Raw genomic sequence first — 18,005 nt, 5'->3', positions numbered from 1 at the left:
ATACCATGGCAGATGTAACTTTTCTCGATAAGCTAAGTACCCAATTAATACAGGATTATGGTAATAACCTTCCCGATGTGGTGGTTGTATTACCTAATAAAAGGGCAAGGATTTTCCTGCTTGAAGCTTTAAAAAAGCAACTTTCGCAAACTGTATTTGCTCCAAAGATCATCAGTATTGAGGATTTTGTACAGGACGTTGCCGGAATACGCTCTATTGATACTATCGGGCTGCTTTTTGAATTCCATACCGTTTATCTTGGGCTTACACCTAAAGAAAAACAACAGCCTTTTGAAACCTTTGCCAATTGGGCAAAGACATTATTGCAGGATTTTAATGAGATAGACCGCTATCTTCTGGATCCCAAACATGTGCTTAGTTATCTTGAAAATATTCAGGAAATTGAGCATTGGGCGGTAGACGTGGACAAGCGCACGACCATGATCGAGAATTATCTTGAATTCTGGAAGTTGTTGCCGTCATATTATAATGCTCTTTATGCGCATCTTTTAGAAAAAGGTTCAGGATATCAGGGTCTCATCTATCGCGAAGCGGTAAAGAATATCCACCATTTTTCGAATTCGTTTACCAAAGGGCAGATGGTTTTTGCAGGCTTTAATGCACTTAATGCTGCCGAGGAAAAAATAATTCAGCACTTAATGTCACTTGGTCAGGCCAAGGTGTATTGGGATATAGACTATGTTTTTCTAAATGATCCCTACCATGATGCGGGTTTGTTTATCAGGCGCTTTAAGAAAGAATGGAAACAATATGCACTACAGCCGTTTGAATGGATCACAAACGAATTTAGTGAGTCAAAGAACATTCATATCATTGGTACGCCAAAAACCGTTGGCCAGGCCAAAATTGCCGGTGAGCTTGTAGAACAGTTCCAAAAAGAAGGTTACAGTCTTGATAAAACGGCATTGGTATTGGGTGAGGAGAGTATGCTTATTCCCTTGTTGTACAGTTTACCTAAAAGTGTAGGTGCGCTGAATATTACGATGGGCTATAGCAGCAAGAACAACCCCGCGCAATTGCTTTTGCAGAAACTGTTTAAACTGCATACCAATGCGATTAACAGAAGTGAAAAAAGCTATACGTTGTATTATCGAGAGGTGATGGATGTGCTTACACATCCGTTAGTTGAGCCTTATTCCGGAGCAAAACAGCTTATTGAACTTATCAATAGTAATAACTTTACCTTCTTTTCGCATTCCAAACTATATGAATTGCATGCCAGTGCATCGCCATTCTTCAGGTTATTGTTTGACCGTTGGGATGGCAATGTGGGTGATATATTAAAGAGGTTGTCGGATATATTGGTGACTCTTAAAAGCTTTATGAGTAATGACGAGGAAGAGGATAAGATTACCAAGGCCTTTTTGTATTCAATTTTTAAGGTAATCAATAAGCTTATAAATTACTATGAGGAACACCCTCAGATGGATAGTATAGCGGTGCTTTACACCATATACAAACAGGTTATTGACCTGGCAGAAGTATCTTTTGAAGGCGAACCGCTTTCCGGTCTTCAGATTATGGGGGTGCTTGAAAGCCGTGTGCTTGATTTTGAGAATGTGGTTATCACCTCCATGAATGAGGGTAAATTCCCAGCCGGGAAATCCCAAAACTCATTCATTCCGTATGACGTAAAGCGTGAATTGGGATTGCCTACCTACAAAGAGAAAGATGCTATTTACAGCTTTCACTTTTATCACCTGTTAATGAGGGCTAAAAATATTTATCTGCTTTACAATACCGAAAGTGAAGGGCTTGATGCCGGAGAACGAAGCCGTTTCCTGACCCAGCTTGAAATAGAGAAACAGCCCAAGCATAACCTTATCTCGCAGATTTATAATGCTGTTTTGCCGCCTAAGGCTTATGAACCGATGGTAATTCCTAAAACGCAAAAGGTAATCGATCGTCTGAGGGAAATTGCAACAGGGAAAGGTTTTTCGCCATCGGCACTTACCGGATATATCCGTAACCCGATGCAGTTTTATTACCAGAGGGTATTACGTATTAGTGAGGTAGAAGAGGTAGAAGAAAGCATTGCGCTAAATACCCTTGGGACCATTATTCACGGGGCACTGGAGGTGTTGTACAAGCCTTACATTGGTAAGTTTCTTGCTGTGCATGATGTAGACAATATGGCTGCGTTGGCCGATGATGAAGTGATGGTACAGTTTAAGGAAGTCTATAAAGAGGGTGAGATCAAAAAAGGACGCAACCTGTTGGCTTTTGAAGTGGCTAAACGTAACGTTCACAACTTCCTGAAACAGGAGAAGAAGCAGCTCGTTGATGGCGATGCTGTTAAGGTGCTTTATCTTGAACATAAGTTTGAACGCCTCTTGGAGGATGAACGACTGCCTTATCCGGTAGTGATCTCGGGTAATATTGACCGTATTGAAGAACGTAACGGACGCATTCGTATTACGGATTACAAAACAGGAAAAGTAGAGAAGAATAACCTGGTGCTAAAAACCTGGGAATGCCTTACAGAAGATATCAAGAACGAAAAGATCATACAGTTGCTTACTTATGCCTTTATGTATGAACCGCATGGCGGGGGCAAGGAAACCGAAGCAGGTATCATTTCATTCAAGAACATGAAAAGCGGCTTTATGAATTTTGCTTTTAAAGATGGTTTCGATAAGTCGGCACCGGTGCAAGATATAATAGACAGCGATGTTTTGGCTCAGTTCAAAACGCAGTTGGTAACCCTTATCAATGAGATCTTGAATGTGGATATTCCTTTTGAGGAGAAAATTGTTTAAAGTAGGAAGTCTGAAGTCGGATGTCCGATGTTTGGGTTGTGTGAATTTTACAAAATTTGTCATTCTGACGAAGGAAGAATCTTTCAGAAAGTTTATTTATAGTGATGATAGCTTCGGACTTCGGACACCCGATGAGCTAACACTTTTTAAAAAACTCCAAAGTCTCTTTTAGTAGTTCTTTTCGGTTTTCGATGTGGCTCATGTGTCCGTAAGGGTAAGTAACGAGTTTTACATCGGTGCCATCTACCTGATCGGCGTGTTCGGTATAAATAAGGCTTTGGTCATGTTTGCCAAGTACCAACAGGATGGGATAAGGGGCAAAGTGCAGTATTACCTCGCGGTCTTTGCGTATTTTCATGCCCTCTAAGGCAGCGACTATTCCCTGTAAAGGTGTTTTTACGGCCTGTTCGCGCAAATGCTCTATATCATCGGCTAAACGCTCGCGTAACTCTTCATCAAAAAGATTGGCAATGCTCATACGTACGAATGCCTCAGCATTCAGTTTAACGGCTTTGATAGCACGGTCACGATTCACTTTACGCTCGTCGCTATCGGCGCGGGAAGTAGAGTTTTGCAATACTATACCTTTCATCATGTCGGGATAAAGTTCGGCGAATGCCAACGCTACATAACCACCCATCGAGTGCCCCATAAAAATCGCTTTACGAATGCGTAACTCGTGCAACACGGCATAAACAGCGTCGGCCATCTCTTCCATGGTATGCACATAACCCAAACATTCTGTCTCGCCATGACCCAAAAGGTCGATAGTAATAACCCTGTACTTCTTACTGTACTCCGCTACAAAAAAATCCCACATGCTGCTATTCTCCAGAAAACCATGAAGCAGTACTATAGCAGTGCCTTTTCCGGTTTCGGAATAGGCAAGGTTGATGTTTTTGTAAGTTAGAAGTTTCAAGTTTAATGTTTAAAGTTGCTCACTCAATCGGCATAAGTGTTCCCTGTCATTGCGAGTAGGCACGACGAAGCAATCTGTTTTTTAGATTGCCGCACTCCTCCGCCGCGGCGGATGCGTTCGCAATGACGGACACAAGAATAATGTGAGGTGCAAAAATACAGCTTACATATTAATTATTATACTAACAAAAACAAAAAAACGGCTCACAATCGTAAGCCGTTTTTGTATTTATAATGTTCGGTCGTTTTTAGATTGCCACACTCCGCTGCGCTACGTTCGCAATGACAGTGCGATATGTAGAGAATGAGTAAGCAACCCGAAACCCGAAACTCAATAACCCGGAACAGATTAAGCGTTCATAAGAGCTTCGATCTCCTCTGCTTCGATAGGGATGTTGCGCATTAAGTTGAAAGGCTCACCGGATTCCTGGATCACCACGTTGTCTTCAAGGCGGATACCAAAACCTTCTGCAGGGATATAGATACCCGGCTCTACGGTAAATACCATGTTAGCTTTCATTGGCTCAACAAGCAATCCGTAATCGTGGGTGTCAAGGCCAAGGTGGTGCGATGTACCGTGCATAAAGTACTTTTTGTATGCCGGCCATGCAGGATCTTCATTCTGAACATCGGCTTTGTCGATAAGGCCAAGGCCAAGAAGCTCAGAAGTCATTACTTTGCCAACTTCTACATGGTATTGTTTCCAAAGCGTACCCGGAACAAGCATTTTTGTAGCCTCATTTTTTACACGAAGTACAGCATCATATACTTCACGCTGTCTTTTTGTATAACGTCCGTTAACAGGAATAGTACGGCTAAGGTCGCTTGAGTAGTTAGCATATTCGGCGGCCACGTCAAGAAGGATAAGATCGCCGTCTTTACATTGCTGGTTGTTCTCGATGTAGTGAAGTACGTTTGCGTTGTTGCCTGAAGCTATAATAGGCGTATAGGCAAAACCTTTAGAGCGGTTGCGCACGAACTCATGGATAAGTTCCGCTTCGATCTCATACTCCATAACGCCCGGCTTAACGAAACCAAGCAGTCTGCGGAAGCCTTTCTCGGTAATGTTGCATGCATTCTGCATAAGGTCTATTTCCTCGCTTTCTTTTACAGAACGAAGCCTTTGCAGTATCGGGTTACTTTTGGCAACCTGGTGTGCAGGGTATTTCTCTTTCCACCATTTGATGAAACGGTCTTCGCGCGTTTGTGTCTGAACCGATGAACGGTAATGCTCATTTGTATTGATATACATCGTATCGCAGTAGGTCATTACTTCAAAAAGTGTCTTTTCGAAATCCTGAAGCCACATTATGTTTTTGATGCCCGAAACTTCGGTAGCACGTTCTTTAGTCAGTTTTTCACCTTCCCAGATAGCGATATGCTCGTTAGTCTCACGAAGGAAAAGTATTTCGCGCAGGTGCTCATACGGAGCATCCGGGCAAAGCAAAAGGATGCTTTCTTCCTGGTCAGCCCCTGTAAGATATAATATATCGCGGTGCTGCTGGAACGGCATGGTGCTGTCGGCACTTATAGGGTAAATGTCGTTAGAGTTGAATACCGCAACGCTTTTAGGTTTCATCTCGGCCATAAATTTTTTACGGTTCTTGATGTACAGGTTACGGTCTATCTGATGGTATTTCATGATAATAAGTTTTATTCGGATACCAAAAGTAGTAAGATTATTGGGAAATAGGTTCTTAAAATTTGAATATCCTAAAACTAACTACTCCACCCATTTATAATACCTCGCCCCGATAAGATTCGGGATATCTTTTTCTATTCTATCCAGTGCCCATTCGCCCGATGGTGCTAAAAGGCTTGTTTTCTGCTCTTTTTTATGGAGTTTCAGGTAGGTGTCAAAACCTATTTCCTGACTTTCTTCAAGGGTTTCAAAAAGTTGTGCATTTTGTGCCGCAGTTTTCCAGCCTTGCTGAAGCGTTCCTTCAAAAACTTTCGATTTCGAGCCACTACCATAGGCAAGGAAACCGAATTTCTTTCCGGTGATCCCTGCATCTGCCTTAGCGAAATGACTCAAAGCAGATAATAATCCCATAAATACCGAGCCCGTATACAGGTTGCCAATGGCTGAAGAAGCAGGTTCGGCAGGGTGCAGTTTTTGGTTTACAAAAGCTTTGTATTCTTCTGATTTTGCTATTTCTTTTAGTCGGTTTTGGTAATCGGCTGCGTCTTCATTTCCGTTTAGCAATGGTGTATTGGCATCAATTGCAAAGATCTCGGCAAACATCCTGCGGCCCTGAAAGGCATAGGGCAGGTGCATAATGATGCTTTCCCAGGTATCGTATAGCGAACCTGTTGTCTTGGTTGCATCTTTAAAGCGATAATACGCCTCACGGGTACGATCTGTATAACACTGGTTGGAATATTGCCCGTCGAAAACCGGCTGGTCTTTGTGGATTTCTATTTGGGCTTCAAGATTGCCAAACCACGGTTCGTTTTCGTCGTGGTTGGTAATATTCCATTTTGATAAAGTTCTGTATGGCTTAAAGAAGTCGAAAACCCCTTTGGTGCTTACAGCCCATTCGCTGCCAATGGCAATAATGCGTGGATTTGCAGTCACCAGCATAGCCAGTGCTCCCGCGCCCTGAGTGTATTCTCCGGTAGATTCAAGATCGTATTTTGCAATATCGGTGGTGATTACGATGGCTTTTTTTGTTGGATTAAGCCTGATGTAATCCAGGCAGTTGTGCAGGGCATCAACTCCGCCAATACAGGCAAATGTAAAATCGACCGTATCACAATTGCTGAAAGTGCTTTCGCCAAATTTTTGTTCCATAAGCGTTGTCAGGAACGATCCTATAGGCTTGCTGCTGTCAATGCCGCTTTCGGTTCCTACATAAATCCGGGCTATCTCCGCCGGATTGATACTGTTCTGCTCAATAAGCTTTGTAAGTGCGTTTGCGGCAAATACTACAGCATCCTGGTGTGCGTCAGGAAAGGTCATTTTTAGCAGCCCAAGGCCTTTTTCAAGTTTATCGGGGTCAATATTTCTTGCCTGGGCAAGGGTTTTTATAGGCAGGTGCAGTTTTGCGACATCAAAAGCTATCGCATCAATTCCGGTATTCATGTTTGTGTTTTTTGGAAACGTAAAGTTAAGCAGGTATCGCTGTATGAATGTGCTAAAAATAGTTTTGAACGTCATTTTTATCAAATTATGACAAAAAAGGGTTTAAATTTCTTAATTAGACAATTTCTAAATAAAGTAGTAATGCCTATTTTTGCGAAGCATTATATACAAATCAATACACAATGAAATTTTATTCGCTTTTGGCTGCTTTTTTTGTTTTCAGTTTTGCAATGGCTCAGGACAAGCAGGGTTATCAAATTTTCACTAAAGGAGGCAAGGCAGTTACCTATAAAAAGATGCTGAATGCAGCAGGAGATGCCGAAGTGGTTTTCTTTGGAGAACTCCATGATAATTCGCTGATACATTGGCTGCAGCTGGAGCTGACGAAAGATCTTGGTGAAAAACACAACCTTGTGCTTGGTGCCGAAATGATAGAGGCTGATAACCAAAAACAACTGGATCAGTACCTGAAAGGGGAAATCAATCAAAAGGTGTTTGATAGTACGGCACGCCTTTGGCCTAACCATAAAACCGATTATAAACCATTGGTGGATTATGCAAAGGAGAAACACTTCCCATTTATCGCTACCAATGTGCCACGCCGTTATGCAAGGCAAGTGAACAAGCAGGGACTTGAGTCGCTAAACAGTCTTTCTGATGAAGAAAAAAAATGGATTGCCCCACTTCCTATTGAATATGACGCGAATCTTCCGGGCTATGTTGGTATGATGAAGATGATGGGTGATCATGCTACGCCAAATATGCCAGAGGCTCAGGCTATTAAAGATGCTACTATGGGGTATTTTATTGCTGAGAACCTGAAGCCGGGCACTGTATTCGTTCACTATAACGGAACGTATCATAGTAATAATTTTGAGGGAATTAACTGGTACCTTAAAAAAACAAAACCTCAGGTGAAAATCATAACGATAGCCGCTGTGTCCCAAAAGGATGTCTCAAAACTGGATAAAGAAAGCCTTAACCTGGCTGATTTTATTATTGTTGTTGACGAAGACATGACGAAAACGCAATAGTAGTAATTGCTTTAGAAATATAGTGTTCTGATTTATATTGCAGATTTATAGCGGTTTTAGGGATTTAAAATTCCTAAAACCGCTTTTTTATTGCAAATACTTTATGAAAATTATCACTTTATACTGATTATAAATAAGCAATAAGGGTTGTGATGAATAGTATTTATGCCTTATTTTTGTTTGATTTTTTAAAAACCTTATCTTTTTAAACATACACTATGGCAAAATCTGCATTTTTGAAGTCTTCCATCGCCAAGAAATACTGGATGGCTTTAACAGGTTTATTTCTCTGCCTGTTCCTTACAGGACATTTACTGGGTAACCTTCAATTATTGTCTACGAGTAAAGACGCTGCACTGCACTTTAATCAGTACGCATTATTCATGACAACCAACCCGGCAGTAAAAATTTTATCTTACTTAACTTACATCTCTATCATTTTCCATGCTATCGATGGTATTGTGCTTACAGTGCAGAACCGCAAGGCAAGGCCGGTTAGATATGTAATGAACAAGCCAGGTAAAAACACTATCTGGGCATCAAGAAACATGGCAGTTCTAGGAACTATTATCCTTGTGTTCATTGTTACGCACATGGTTAGTTTCTGGGCAAGAATGCACTTTGATAAAGCAATGCCGCTTCAGACTATCAGCATTAATGCAGGGGGTATGCCTCAGGAATTCTATGTAACTACTGATGGTGGTTATATTCCTAAAATGCAAGTAGATCAGGGTCAGATTAAAATTGAGAACAGAACTGAATTTTATGATGCAGGTGCTAATGTAAAAATTAAAGAAGGTTATAAAGATCTTTACAAGATTACTGTTGCTTTCTTCAAGCAACCTCAGTATGGGTTGCTTTATACAATTCTATATGTAATCTCTATGGTAGTTTTAGGATTCCACCTTTACCACGGTTTTGGTAGTGCATTCCAGTCTTTGGGTGCTAACAATCCTAAATACAACGGATTAATTAAAACATTCGGGTATGCATTTGCAATAATAGTTCCGCTATTGTTTGCTGTTATCCCTGTATATATTCACTTTTTTATAAAATAATCAACATCAGTAACTATGTTAGATTCTAAGATACCCGAAGGGCATATATCCAAAAAATGGACAGATTATAAAGACCATTTGAAACTTGTTGCCCCAAACAACAGACCAAAGATTGATGTAATTGTTGTAGGTACAGGCCTTGCAGGAGCTTCTGCTGCTGCTTCCCTTGGCGAGATGGGATATAATGTTAAAGCATTCGCTTTTCAGGATTCTCCACGCCGTGCGCACTCTATTGCTGCTCAGGGAGGTATTAATGCTGCAAAAAACTATCAGAATGATGGTGACAGTATTTACAGATTATTTTATGACACTATAAAAGGTGGTGACTACAGAGCGCGTGAAGCAAACGTTCACCGTCTTGCTGAAGTTTCAGGTAACATTATTGACCAGTGTGTGGCACAGGGTGTGCCTTTTGCAAGAGACTACGGTGGGATGCTAGACAACCGTTCGTTTGGTGGTACTCAGGTACAGCGTACTTTCTATGCTGCAGGACAAACAGGTCAGCAGTTATTGTTAGGTGCTTACTCTGCACTTTCAAGACAAATTGGTCTTGGGCGTGTTGAAATGTACAACCGTCACGAAATGCTTGATATCGTTAAGGTTGATGGCAAAGCACGTGGTATTATTGCACGTAACCTTATTACAGGAGAAATTGAAAGACATTCAGCGCACGCTGTAATCATCGCTTCGGGTGGTTATGGTAATGTATACTTCCTTTCTACAAATGCAATGGGAAGTAACGTAACTGCTGCATGGAAAATACATAAAAAAGGAGCGTACTTTGCAAACCCTTGCTACGTACAGATTCACCCAACATGTATCCCAGTTCACGGAACAAACCAGTCTAAGCTTACGCTTATGTCTGAGTCGCTTCGTAACTCAGGACGTATCTGGGTTCCTAAGAAAATTGAAGATGCTCAGGCTATCCGTGCCGGTAAACTAAAACCGACTCAGATTGCTGAAGAGGATAGAGATTATTTCCTTGAAAGAAGATATCCTGCGTTTGGTAACCTTGTGCCTCGTGACGTTGCGTCTAGGGCTGCAAAAGAGCGTTGTGATGCAGGTTTTGGTATAGAGGCTAATGATACTAACGAAGGTGTTTACCTTGATTTCTCTTCTGAGATTATCAGTAAAGGTAAACAGGCTGCTTATGCTGCCGGTAACCACCATCCTTCTGATGAAGAAGTTATCAAACTTGGTAAAGCTTGGTTAGAGGAGAAATACGGTAACCTTTTCCAGATGTACCAACAGATTACTGATGAGAATCCGTATGAAACACCAATGAAGATCTATCCTGCGGTACACTATACCATGGGTGGTGTTTGGGTTGATTATAACCTTCAGAGTACAATACCTGGCTGTTTCGTAGCGGGTGAGGCTAACTTCTCTGATCACGGTGCTAACCGTCTTGGAGCTTCTGCTTTGATGCAGGGTCTTGCTGATGGTTACTTTGTGCTTCCTTATACAGTTTCAGATTACCTTGCAAATGATATCCGTACAGGTAAGATCTCTACAGATCTTCCTGAGTTCGTTGAGGCTGAGAATGCTGTTAAAGCACAAATTGATGGTTTCCTTAACAACAACGGTACTAAATCGGTAGATCATTTCCACAAACGCCTTGGTAACATCATGTGGAACAAAGTAGGTATGGGTCGTAACGAGCAGGGTCTTAAAGAAGCTGTTGCTGAGATCGATGCACTAAGAGCCGAGTTCTACAAAGATGTGTATGTTCCGGGTTCTGCAAATGAACTTAACCCTGAGTTAGAGAAAGCTATCCGTGTAGCTGACTTTATGGAACTTGGTCAGCTTATGGCTATGGACGCACTTCAGCGTAACGAGTCATGTGGTGGTCACTTCAGGGAAGAATATCAGGACAGCGAGGGTGAAACCTTACGTGATGACGTTAACTTTAATTTCGTAGGTGCCTGGGAATATGGCGGCAGCGATATTAATAACGAAAAGCTTCATAAAGAAGTTCTTAACTACGAGTATATTAAAATTGCCGCAAGGAACTACAAATAAAATTCAACAGAGATGGGTTCTAATAAAAATATAAATATAAACCTTAAAATCTGGCGTCAGAAAGATGCTAAATCTAAAGGACAAATAGAAACTTACAAACTTGATAATGTTTCTACTGCGAGTTCATTCCTTGAAATGCTTGATCAGCTTAACGAGCAGCTTATCAACGAAAGGAAAGAGCCTGTGGCGTTTGACCACGATTGCCGTGAAGGTATTTGTGGTATGTGTTCGCTTTACATTAACGGACAAGCTCACGGACCTGCAAGTAAAGTAACTACTTGTCAGCTTCACATGAGATCTTTTAAAGATGGTGATACTATTTATGTTGAACCATGGAGATCTAAAGCTTTCCCGGTAATAAAAGACCTTATTGTTGACCGTTCTGCTTTTGACAGGATTCAGCAGGCAGGTGGTTTCGTTTCTGTAAACACTTCAGGGCGTACTATCGATGCTAATGCTACTCCGGTGCCTAAACATGATGCCGACAGATCTTTCGAGGCTGCTGCATGTATCGGTTGCGGTGCTTGTGTTGCAAGCTGTAAAAATGGTTCTGCTATGCTTTTTGTTGGAGCAAAAGTATCTCAGTATGCATTGCTTCCGCAAGGTAAAGTTGAGGCAACTCAGCGTGTTCTAAACATGGTAAGACAAATGGATGAAGAAGGATTCGGTAACTGTACTAATACAGGTGCTTGTGAAGTAGAGTGTCCTAAAGGAATCTCTCTTGAGAACATTGCACGTATGAACAGGGAATACCTTTTCGCAAGCGTTAAATAATCTCCAAGATTAGTTATATAGAAAATGCCTCGCTGAAAAGCGGGGCATTTTTATTATGATATTTGCCAAATGTTATTTATCTAAGCTGATGTTTCCGCTTGTTTGGCAACATTTTCCAAAAAGGCTACAAAGTTATCTTCGTGGGCTACTTCAAGTTTTTTACGGATACGGTAGCGGGCATTTTCCACACCTCTCAGCGAAATATTTAGTAAAGGTGAGATCTCCTTATTGGTAAGATTCATTTTTACGAACGCACAAAGCCTTAATTCCCTTTTGGTAAGTGTTGGGTTTAGTTTCTTAAGCTCCTCGAAGAAGTTATGGTGTACCTTCTCAAAATTAACGTCAAATACTTCCAGATATTCTTCGCCTATTTTATGGGTATTCAGCTTTTGGAATATCTGTAATAGTTTTTTGCGTGAATCGTCGTTTTTAACGTAATCCTTAAGCTCTTTAAGGTCGGTGGTTATCTCATTAAAAATGTCTTTTTTCTTTATCAGGAGCATGGTATAATTAGCCAGTTCCTTACTGTTGTTGAGTACTTCTTCCTGCAGGTGAATACGGTCTTTGTTGATCTGTTCTTTATCACGTTGTAATTTCAGTTGTTCAAGTTCCAACTCAAGCATTTTTTTGGCTTTTAAAGCCTCTGTTTTTGTTTTTTCGTGGTCACGTTCGATTTTCTGTTTAACGTATCGCACAATAGCTATAATTAACAATGTGGCTATGATAACATACAATGCATAGGCGAGATTTGTTTGATACCATTTGGGAAGGATAGTGAAATGGTAGGTGGTTTCCTTGCCTAAAAGACCTGCTGTGTTTCGGCTGCGGACTTTAAAGGTGTAGTTGCCTGGTCTAAGGTGTGTGTATTCTTTGTAAGCAATATTTTGCCACGCCGACCAGTTGTTGTCTACATTTTCAAGTTTGTAGCTGTATTGTATCTCGGTGCCATGTGTCATTTTTGGCGAAGCGAACTCAAAACGCAGGATGTCTGTCTGGTTGGGTAGTATTTCGGGATTGTCTTTGTTGTTGTCAAGAGGAAGCAGGTTTAACTGCTGGTCTCTCGAAAATGATACCTGCGTAATGCTTGTGTTTATGCCTGGGCTGAGTCCCGGATTAGAAACTGTATACATAAACAGACCATTGGTCGTGCCAAACAGAATGTTGTTTCCTGCAAGAGGGGCTATGCTCTCCATTCCACGATTAAAGCTGCCTTTAAGGTTAAGGAAAAGGTCTTTATGAAGCTCCGGTTTCTTTTCAGCTGTATAAAAGTAACCGGCTTCATCATCCTGTACAAACCAGGTTTTATTGCCGGACTGCATAAGCTTTCTGGTGTTCTTAGCCGGGTCAAGTATAGTGTTTAATCTTGTATGAGGGGTAAAACGATTATGGTTGGCGTCAAATCTGTAGATACCGGTATTGGTAGTAAAAACCACCTCGTTGTTCCAACGCGTAACATTTACATTGAATGCTGACTCGAGCCCGTTTTTGTTTGTGTAATGGTCTACAGAGCTTATACGGGTATAGGATGGATTAATCCTAATTCTAAAAACACCCTTGTAACCGTGACATACCCAATAGGTATAAGGTTCGTCGGCGGGAAGTATATCTCTTGCCGATTCGTCAAATCCACTCAGTTTTTCGTGTAATAACCATTCTCTGTTACTTTTTTCAAGCAGATAGAGGCCATTGTAATGAGAAGCAAGGTAAAAGTGAGGTTTACTTTTAATAGGGGTTACTTTCCAGAAGCCTGAAACCGTACCGATTTTTATGGCATTATCGCTTTCAATCCTGAAAAGGCCATTGTCGTGGCTCACTATGATGTCGCCTTCCAATTGTTGCAGTGACCATGCCTGTCCGTGTAGATTATTGATTTTTTTAAAGTTATGGGTGGTTGAAGGTGCCTTGCTGTTGAAGTAAGAATAATACACGCCCTGGTTGGTAGCAAGGTACAGACTGTTATTATATGTAAGAGCATCATAAACAGAGGCTTTGTTGAATAGGTAGGTGTAAGGCGAAGTAAAGTCGATGTACGCAAGGCCATTATTTTCAAGCACCCAAATATTGCCATCTGCTGCTGTGTACATTTTATGGATAACCGCATCCTGAAGATCCTGTAAAACAGCAGGGCTGGGGATGGTAAATCCTTTGCTGTCTGTCATTATGATTTTGTTGCTCAGGGTTCCTATAAAAAGGTCGCCATTAGCATATTTTATAGCAGAAGATACAATGTCGCGCCTGTTGGTGCCAAATACATTATTCAAAAGCTGTAAAACACCTGTTGATGGATTTCCTTCATAGATGTTTCCCTGCTTGGTTATGGCTAAAACATTTCCGGGAGTATTTCCGGGTAATAGAGATACAATTTCCTCATTGTTGTATTGTTTTGCCTCGAAAGCCATTTTAGGCTCAATTCCTCCCGATTCAAGTTTTAGGATACCATAATTGGAGTCCTGCATATAATAATCTTTACCAATAAGGTTTGAATAAATGAAAGAAGTATTTGCCGGGATATGGGTTGCAATTTTGTTAGTAATGATGATTAGTTCGTTAAACGAACGGCATATTGCTCGGTCGTCTACAGCTTTAATGTCCCAAATATTCTCAATGTTTTTGCCTTCAAGCTGAAGTTCTTCAATGAGTGATTTGTAAACAAATTTTCCATTCCTGTTTTTTTGTAAAGTACCAATCTCATTATAACCCCCGGCATAAATCACGCCTTTTTTGTCTATTTCAAGGCTACGGACTGATGAGTTGTTTGGCAGGTTTAGCTTTTGCCAGTGTTCACCATCAAAAATTACAACCCCGTCATTATTACCAAAAAATATAGTTCCTGACTTGTCTTCAGTCATACACCAGAATTGGGGATCAGCATTAAAATCGGTTCTGCTATACTGGGTTATTTTTCCGGAGAGTTTTTGGTGGTCAGACGAGTTGTTTTGTGCTGATAAGCAATAATGCAATAAAAGAAGTGAGAAAATATAGATAAAGTTTTTTTTCATACTGTTTGTTAAATCTTCTTTAAGCCGGTGTTAATGCGAAAAATACCGCAAACGATGTAATTAACATTCGGTTTGTCAAAATTGAGTGGCTATTATAGTACAAAACTACTCATTTTTTTTAATGTATAAATTTTTGTTATATAAATAATTATAAAAAAAAGGTAGGTGTTTGAGAGTACGTTTTTGACTAATGGTGTACGTAAAGTGTATAGCCTTTTTTAAATGTTAAAAGCCTTAATTATAATTTGGCTTCATTAAAATTTGAGTCGAAAACGATTTCGGCTATGCTAAATTTGCTGTTTTCTTAATTTGGTTCATTAAGAATTGCTAAATAGGCATAACATGATGGTTTTCATTACTTTAAAATTAACCCTAACCCAAACAAAATCTTATGCGATTTAAAAACTACTTAACCTTATTGTTCCTGTGTTTTTCGGCAGCGACTTTTGCTCAGGTAAAAGGAACTGTTGTTGATGCAGGTACAGGTATGACCCTGCCGGGAGTAAATATTCTGGTAAAAGGATCTACCACTAATGCTTCTACCGACATGGATGGTAATTTTGCCATTAATGCCCAGGCAGGAGATGTTTTAGTATTCACTTACATTGGATATGCAAGCCAGGAAGTTACTGCTGCATCATCAATGAAAGTACAACTTAAAGAAGATGCCCAACTATTACAGGAAGTCGTGGTAGTAGGTTATGGTGCACAACAGAAAAAAGACATTACCGGGGCAGTAGGTGTTGTTGACGGTAAAAAATTTGAAAACCGTGTAAACAATCAGGTGTCAAGTTTATTACAGGGACAAACTGCAGGTGTACAGGTAACATCTAACACAGGTAAGCCAGGAGGTGGTTTTAGTGTAAGGGTACGTGGTACTTCATCAATCACTGCGGGTAGTGACCCTATTTATGTAATTGATGGCGTAATCACTTCGGATACACGTGCTATGAACCCTGCTGATATTGAAACGATATCAATCCTTAAAGATGCTTCTTCGGCGGCTATCTATGGTTCTCAGGGTAGTAATGGTGTTGTTATTATTACCACTAAACAGGGTAAGAGTGAGAAGCCAACACTTACCTATGAAACCTACACAGGTTTCCAGACAGTATGGAAAAAACTTAATGTGCTTAATGCTGAGCAATATAAAGAATTACAAGCTGAAAGAGGCTTAGGGACTTCTCCAGGTTTCTGGGATGATCCAAGATATCAGTACAATACGAATTGGCAGGATGAAATTTTCAGAACCGGAGTTTCAAACAGCCATCAGGTATCATTTTCAGGAAAAAGCAACAAGACTTCATACTATGTTTCAGGTGGTGTTGTAAATCAGGAAGGTGCTGTTAGAAGTGCTGAAATGAACAGAAAAACGTTTAAAGTAAACCTAACTCAGGAAGTTACTGACTGGTTAAAAATAGGTACTAGTATTAACTATGTAGATTATACTGACGTTGATGTGAATGATAGTAATGGAGTTGGAAGCGGAGGAGTTCTTCTTGGAGTGCTTAATACGCCACAAAACATTGGTATCTACAATGAAGACGGTTCATTTACAAGTAACCCTTTCCAAAACTGGGAAAACCCATATTCTAATACTGATGGTGCACAAAGACAATACAGACTTCAGCGTGTATTTGGTAACGTTTATGGTGAGTTTAAAATTCTTAAAGGACTTACATTCAGGTCTGCTCTTAACGTAGATCATAATAATACGGCTTATGATTATTTCCTTGACCCGTACAGAACCAGTTACGGTAGAGCAATGAAAGGTATCAGCCGTTACAATACAAGCCGTTACAACTATTACATGTATGAGAATACATTAAACTACAAGCTTAATGTAAAAAAACATGCTATAGAGGCTGTTGCAGGTACGGTATACCAAAAATCGCTTTGGGAAAGTGCTGATATTGAAAGAAGAGGATTTGCAGGAGATGGCGTTACTACTCCAAATGCAGGTGCTACAATTAACACAGCTACAGCAAATAAAGCAGAAAAGTATAATTCGTCTTTTATTTCAAGAATCAATTACTCTTTTGATGATAAATACCTGTTCACTGCTAACTTCAGGGCAGATGCTTCAAGTGGATTTGGACCAAACCATAAATGGGGTTATTTTCCATCGTTTTCTGCGGGATGGAGAATCTCTAATGAGGAATTCCTAAAAAATGTTACAGCGATCAATGACCTTAAGCTAAGAGCAGGTTGGGGTAAAGTTGGTAATGATAACATTGGTAATTATACCTGGTATCAAAGAATTACACCGGGATCAAACTATCCAATTGGAGGTGCTGCACAGCCTGGTAATTACCCGGCATCAATACAAAATAGCGATCTTAGATGGGAAGCCTCAGAGCAGATAAATTTTGGTATTGACTTAGCACTTTTCAATAATAGGATAAAATTTAGCGTTGATGCCTATAAAAAAACAAGCGACGACTTACTTTTAGGTGTACTTCTACCAAGAACAACAGGTGTTAATGATGTTACAATGAATGCCGGTGCTCTTGAGAATAAAGGGATGGAGTTTCAGTTAAGTACTGTGAACTTTGATGGCGAAGACTTTAAATGGTCTACCGATTTTAATATTTCTTTCAACAGAAATGAGGTGACTAATTTGCTTGGTCAAAAATATAACTATGGGAGTATAGCTTCCAGAGGTGATGCAATACTAGTGCAGGAAGGACATGCGCTTGGTGAGTTCTTCGGTTACCAGTGGGGAGGAGTAGATCCTGCTACAGGTAATGTATACTACATAGGTGCCGACGGTGAGCCAACTTTTGATCCGACTGAAGAGGATAAAAAAATAATAGGCAATGCAAATCCTGATTTTATCTATGGTTTTACAAATAACTTCAGCTACAAAAACTTCAGCCTGAATATTTTCTTCCAGGGATCTCAGGGTAACGACATGCTGAATGCTTCACGTTTTGATACTGAAAGTATGATGGATTCACGAAATCAAAGTACTGCAGTGCTTAACAGATGGCAAAACGAGGGAGACATAACTAATGTGCCAAGGGTTGAGACAAATGGATTAACAAAGAATTCTGAAATTTCTACTCATTATGTTGAAGATGGTTCTTATCTGAGACTTAAAGCGCTTACATTGGGTTATGATTTCTCTAAGAGCGTTCTTGACAAGATTGGTATCAGTTCATTAAGATTGTATGCAACAGGAGAAAACCTTTTAACTTTTACTAATTACTCAGGTTTTGACCCGGAAGTTAACTTTGGAGGAAACAGTAACACGACAATGGGAATTGACTACGGTACATATCCGCAAACAAGAAACATTATATTCGGTATCAGGGCTTCACTATAAATAAATG

At 40.3% G+C, this 18,005-nt stretch carries 10 protein-coding genes; 6 read left to right on the top strand and 4 right to left on the bottom strand.

The window, feature by feature from the left end; translation table 11 throughout:
- Positions 1-5: 5 nt before the first annotated feature.
- Positions 6-2,780 carry a PD-(D/E)XK nuclease family protein gene (locus tag DEU42_RS07015; protein WP_114757584.1) on the top strand — a complete coding sequence of 925 codons (2,775 nt, stop codon included), beginning with the start codon at positions 6-8 and terminating at the stop codon, positions 2,778-2,780.
- A gap of 136 nt (positions 2,781-2,916) precedes the next feature.
- Here the strand turns inward: DEU42_RS07015 and DEU42_RS07010 are convergent, their stop codons facing one another.
- The 3 genes from DEU42_RS07010 to DEU42_RS07000 all read right to left on the bottom strand — a co-directional run bounded on the left by DEU42_RS07010 (position 2,917) and on the right by DEU42_RS07000 (position 6,783).
- Complete coding sequence (locus tag DEU42_RS07010; protein WP_114757583.1) at positions 2,917-3,699, bottom strand: alpha/beta fold hydrolase; 783 nt, start codon at positions 3,697-3,699, stop codon at positions 2,917-2,919.
- A gap of 348 nt (positions 3,700-4,047) precedes the next feature.
- On the bottom strand, positions 4,048-5,340 hold the full coding sequence (locus DEU42_RS07005) for an aminopeptidase P family protein (protein ID WP_114757582.1): 1,293 nt from the start codon (positions 5,338-5,340) through the stop codon (positions 4,048-4,050).
- Between the two features lie 81 nt (positions 5,341-5,421).
- Positions 5,422-6,783, bottom strand: a complete 1,362-nt coding sequence (locus DEU42_RS07000) for a hydroxymethylglutaryl-CoA synthase family protein (RefSeq protein WP_114757743.1) — start codon at positions 6,781-6,783, stop codon at positions 5,422-5,424.
- A gap of 182 nt (positions 6,784-6,965) precedes the next feature.
- Between DEU42_RS07000 and DEU42_RS06995 the strand changes: the two genes are divergently transcribed.
- The 4 genes from DEU42_RS06995 to DEU42_RS06980 all read left to right on the top strand — a co-directional run bounded on the left by DEU42_RS06995 (position 6,966) and on the right by DEU42_RS06980 (position 11,671).
- Positions 6,966-7,817 (top strand): ChaN family lipoprotein, encoded by an 852-nt coding sequence (locus tag DEU42_RS06995; protein WP_114757581.1) that lies wholly within the window; start codon positions 6,966-6,968, stop codon positions 7,815-7,817.
- A 218-nt stretch (positions 7,818-8,035) separates the two neighbouring features.
- A complete protein-coding gene (locus tag DEU42_RS06990) occupies positions 8,036-8,875 on the top strand; it encodes a succinate dehydrogenase cytochrome b subunit (RefSeq protein ID WP_114757580.1) in 840 nt (279 codons plus the stop codon).
- Positions 8,876-8,890: 15 nt separating this feature from the next.
- The gene (locus DEU42_RS06985; protein WP_114757579.1) at positions 8,891-10,897 is read left to right on the top strand and encodes a fumarate reductase/succinate dehydrogenase flavoprotein subunit; all 2,007 of its coding nucleotides are present in this window, start codon (positions 8,891-8,893) and stop codon (positions 10,895-10,897) included.
- A 12-nt stretch (positions 10,898-10,909) separates the two neighbouring features.
- Positions 10,910-11,671, top strand: a complete 762-nt coding sequence (locus DEU42_RS06980) for a succinate dehydrogenase/fumarate reductase iron-sulfur subunit (RefSeq protein WP_114757578.1) — start codon at positions 10,910-10,912, stop codon at positions 11,669-11,671.
- 80 nt (positions 11,672-11,751) lie between these two features.
- Here DEU42_RS06980 and DEU42_RS06975 read toward each other — a convergent pair whose 3' ends face one another.
- The gene (locus DEU42_RS06975; RefSeq protein WP_114757577.1) at positions 11,752-14,670 is read right to left on the bottom strand and encodes a triple tyrosine motif-containing protein; all 2,919 of its coding nucleotides are present in this window, start codon (positions 14,668-14,670) and stop codon (positions 11,752-11,754) included.
- Between the two features lie 391 nt (positions 14,671-15,061).
- On the opposite strand from DEU42_RS06975, the gene DEU42_RS06970 reads away from it, so the two are divergent.
- On the top strand, positions 15,062-17,998 hold the full coding sequence (locus DEU42_RS06970; protein ID WP_114757576.1) for a SusC/RagA family TonB-linked outer membrane protein: 2,937 nt from the start codon (positions 15,062-15,064) through the stop codon (positions 17,996-17,998).
- Positions 17,999-18,005 lie beyond the last annotated feature (7 nt).

It is taken from the genome of Flavobacterium sp. AG291 (assembly GCF_003350375.1).
In the GTDB taxonomy this organism is placed as follows: domain Bacteria; phylum Bacteroidota; class Bacteroidia; order Flavobacteriales; family Flavobacteriaceae; genus Flavobacterium; species Flavobacterium suzhouense.
Note: the sequence above shows the minus strand (reverse complement) of the source record. Positions and strands in the feature narration are given on the sequence as shown.

Bases quoted from the DNA above. Each gene is read 5' to 3' on its own strand.
- DEU42_RS06990 (WP_114757580.1), top strand. From the start codon at position 8,036: ATGGCAAAATCTGCATTTTTGAAGTCTTCCATCGCCAAGAAATACTGG.
- DEU42_RS06995 (WP_114757581.1), top strand. From the start codon at position 6,966: ATGAAATTTTATTCGCTTTTGGCTGCTTTTTTTGTTTTCAGTTTTGCA.
- DEU42_RS07000 (WP_114757743.1), bottom strand. From the start codon at position 6,783: ATGAATACCGGAATTGATGCGATAGCTTTTGATGTCGCAAAACTGCAC.
- DEU42_RS06975 (WP_114757577.1), bottom strand. From the start codon at position 14,670: ATGAAAAAAAACTTTATCTATATTTTCTCACTTCTTTTATTGCATTAT.
- DEU42_RS06985 (WP_114757579.1), top strand. From the start codon at position 8,891: ATGTTAGATTCTAAGATACCCGAAGGGCATATATCCAAAAAATGGACA.
- DEU42_RS07015 (WP_114757584.1), top strand. From the start codon at position 6: ATGGCAGATGTAACTTTTCTCGATAAGCTAAGTACCCAATTAATACAG.
- DEU42_RS06980 (WP_114757578.1), top strand. From the start codon at position 10,910: ATGGGTTCTAATAAAAATATAAATATAAACCTTAAAATCTGGCGTCAG.
- DEU42_RS06970 (WP_114757576.1), top strand. From the start codon at position 15,062: ATGCGATTTAAAAACTACTTAACCTTATTGTTCCTGTGTTTTTCGGCA.
- DEU42_RS07005 (WP_114757582.1), bottom strand. From the start codon at position 5,340: ATGAAATACCATCAGATAGACCGTAACCTGTACATCAAGAACCGTAAA.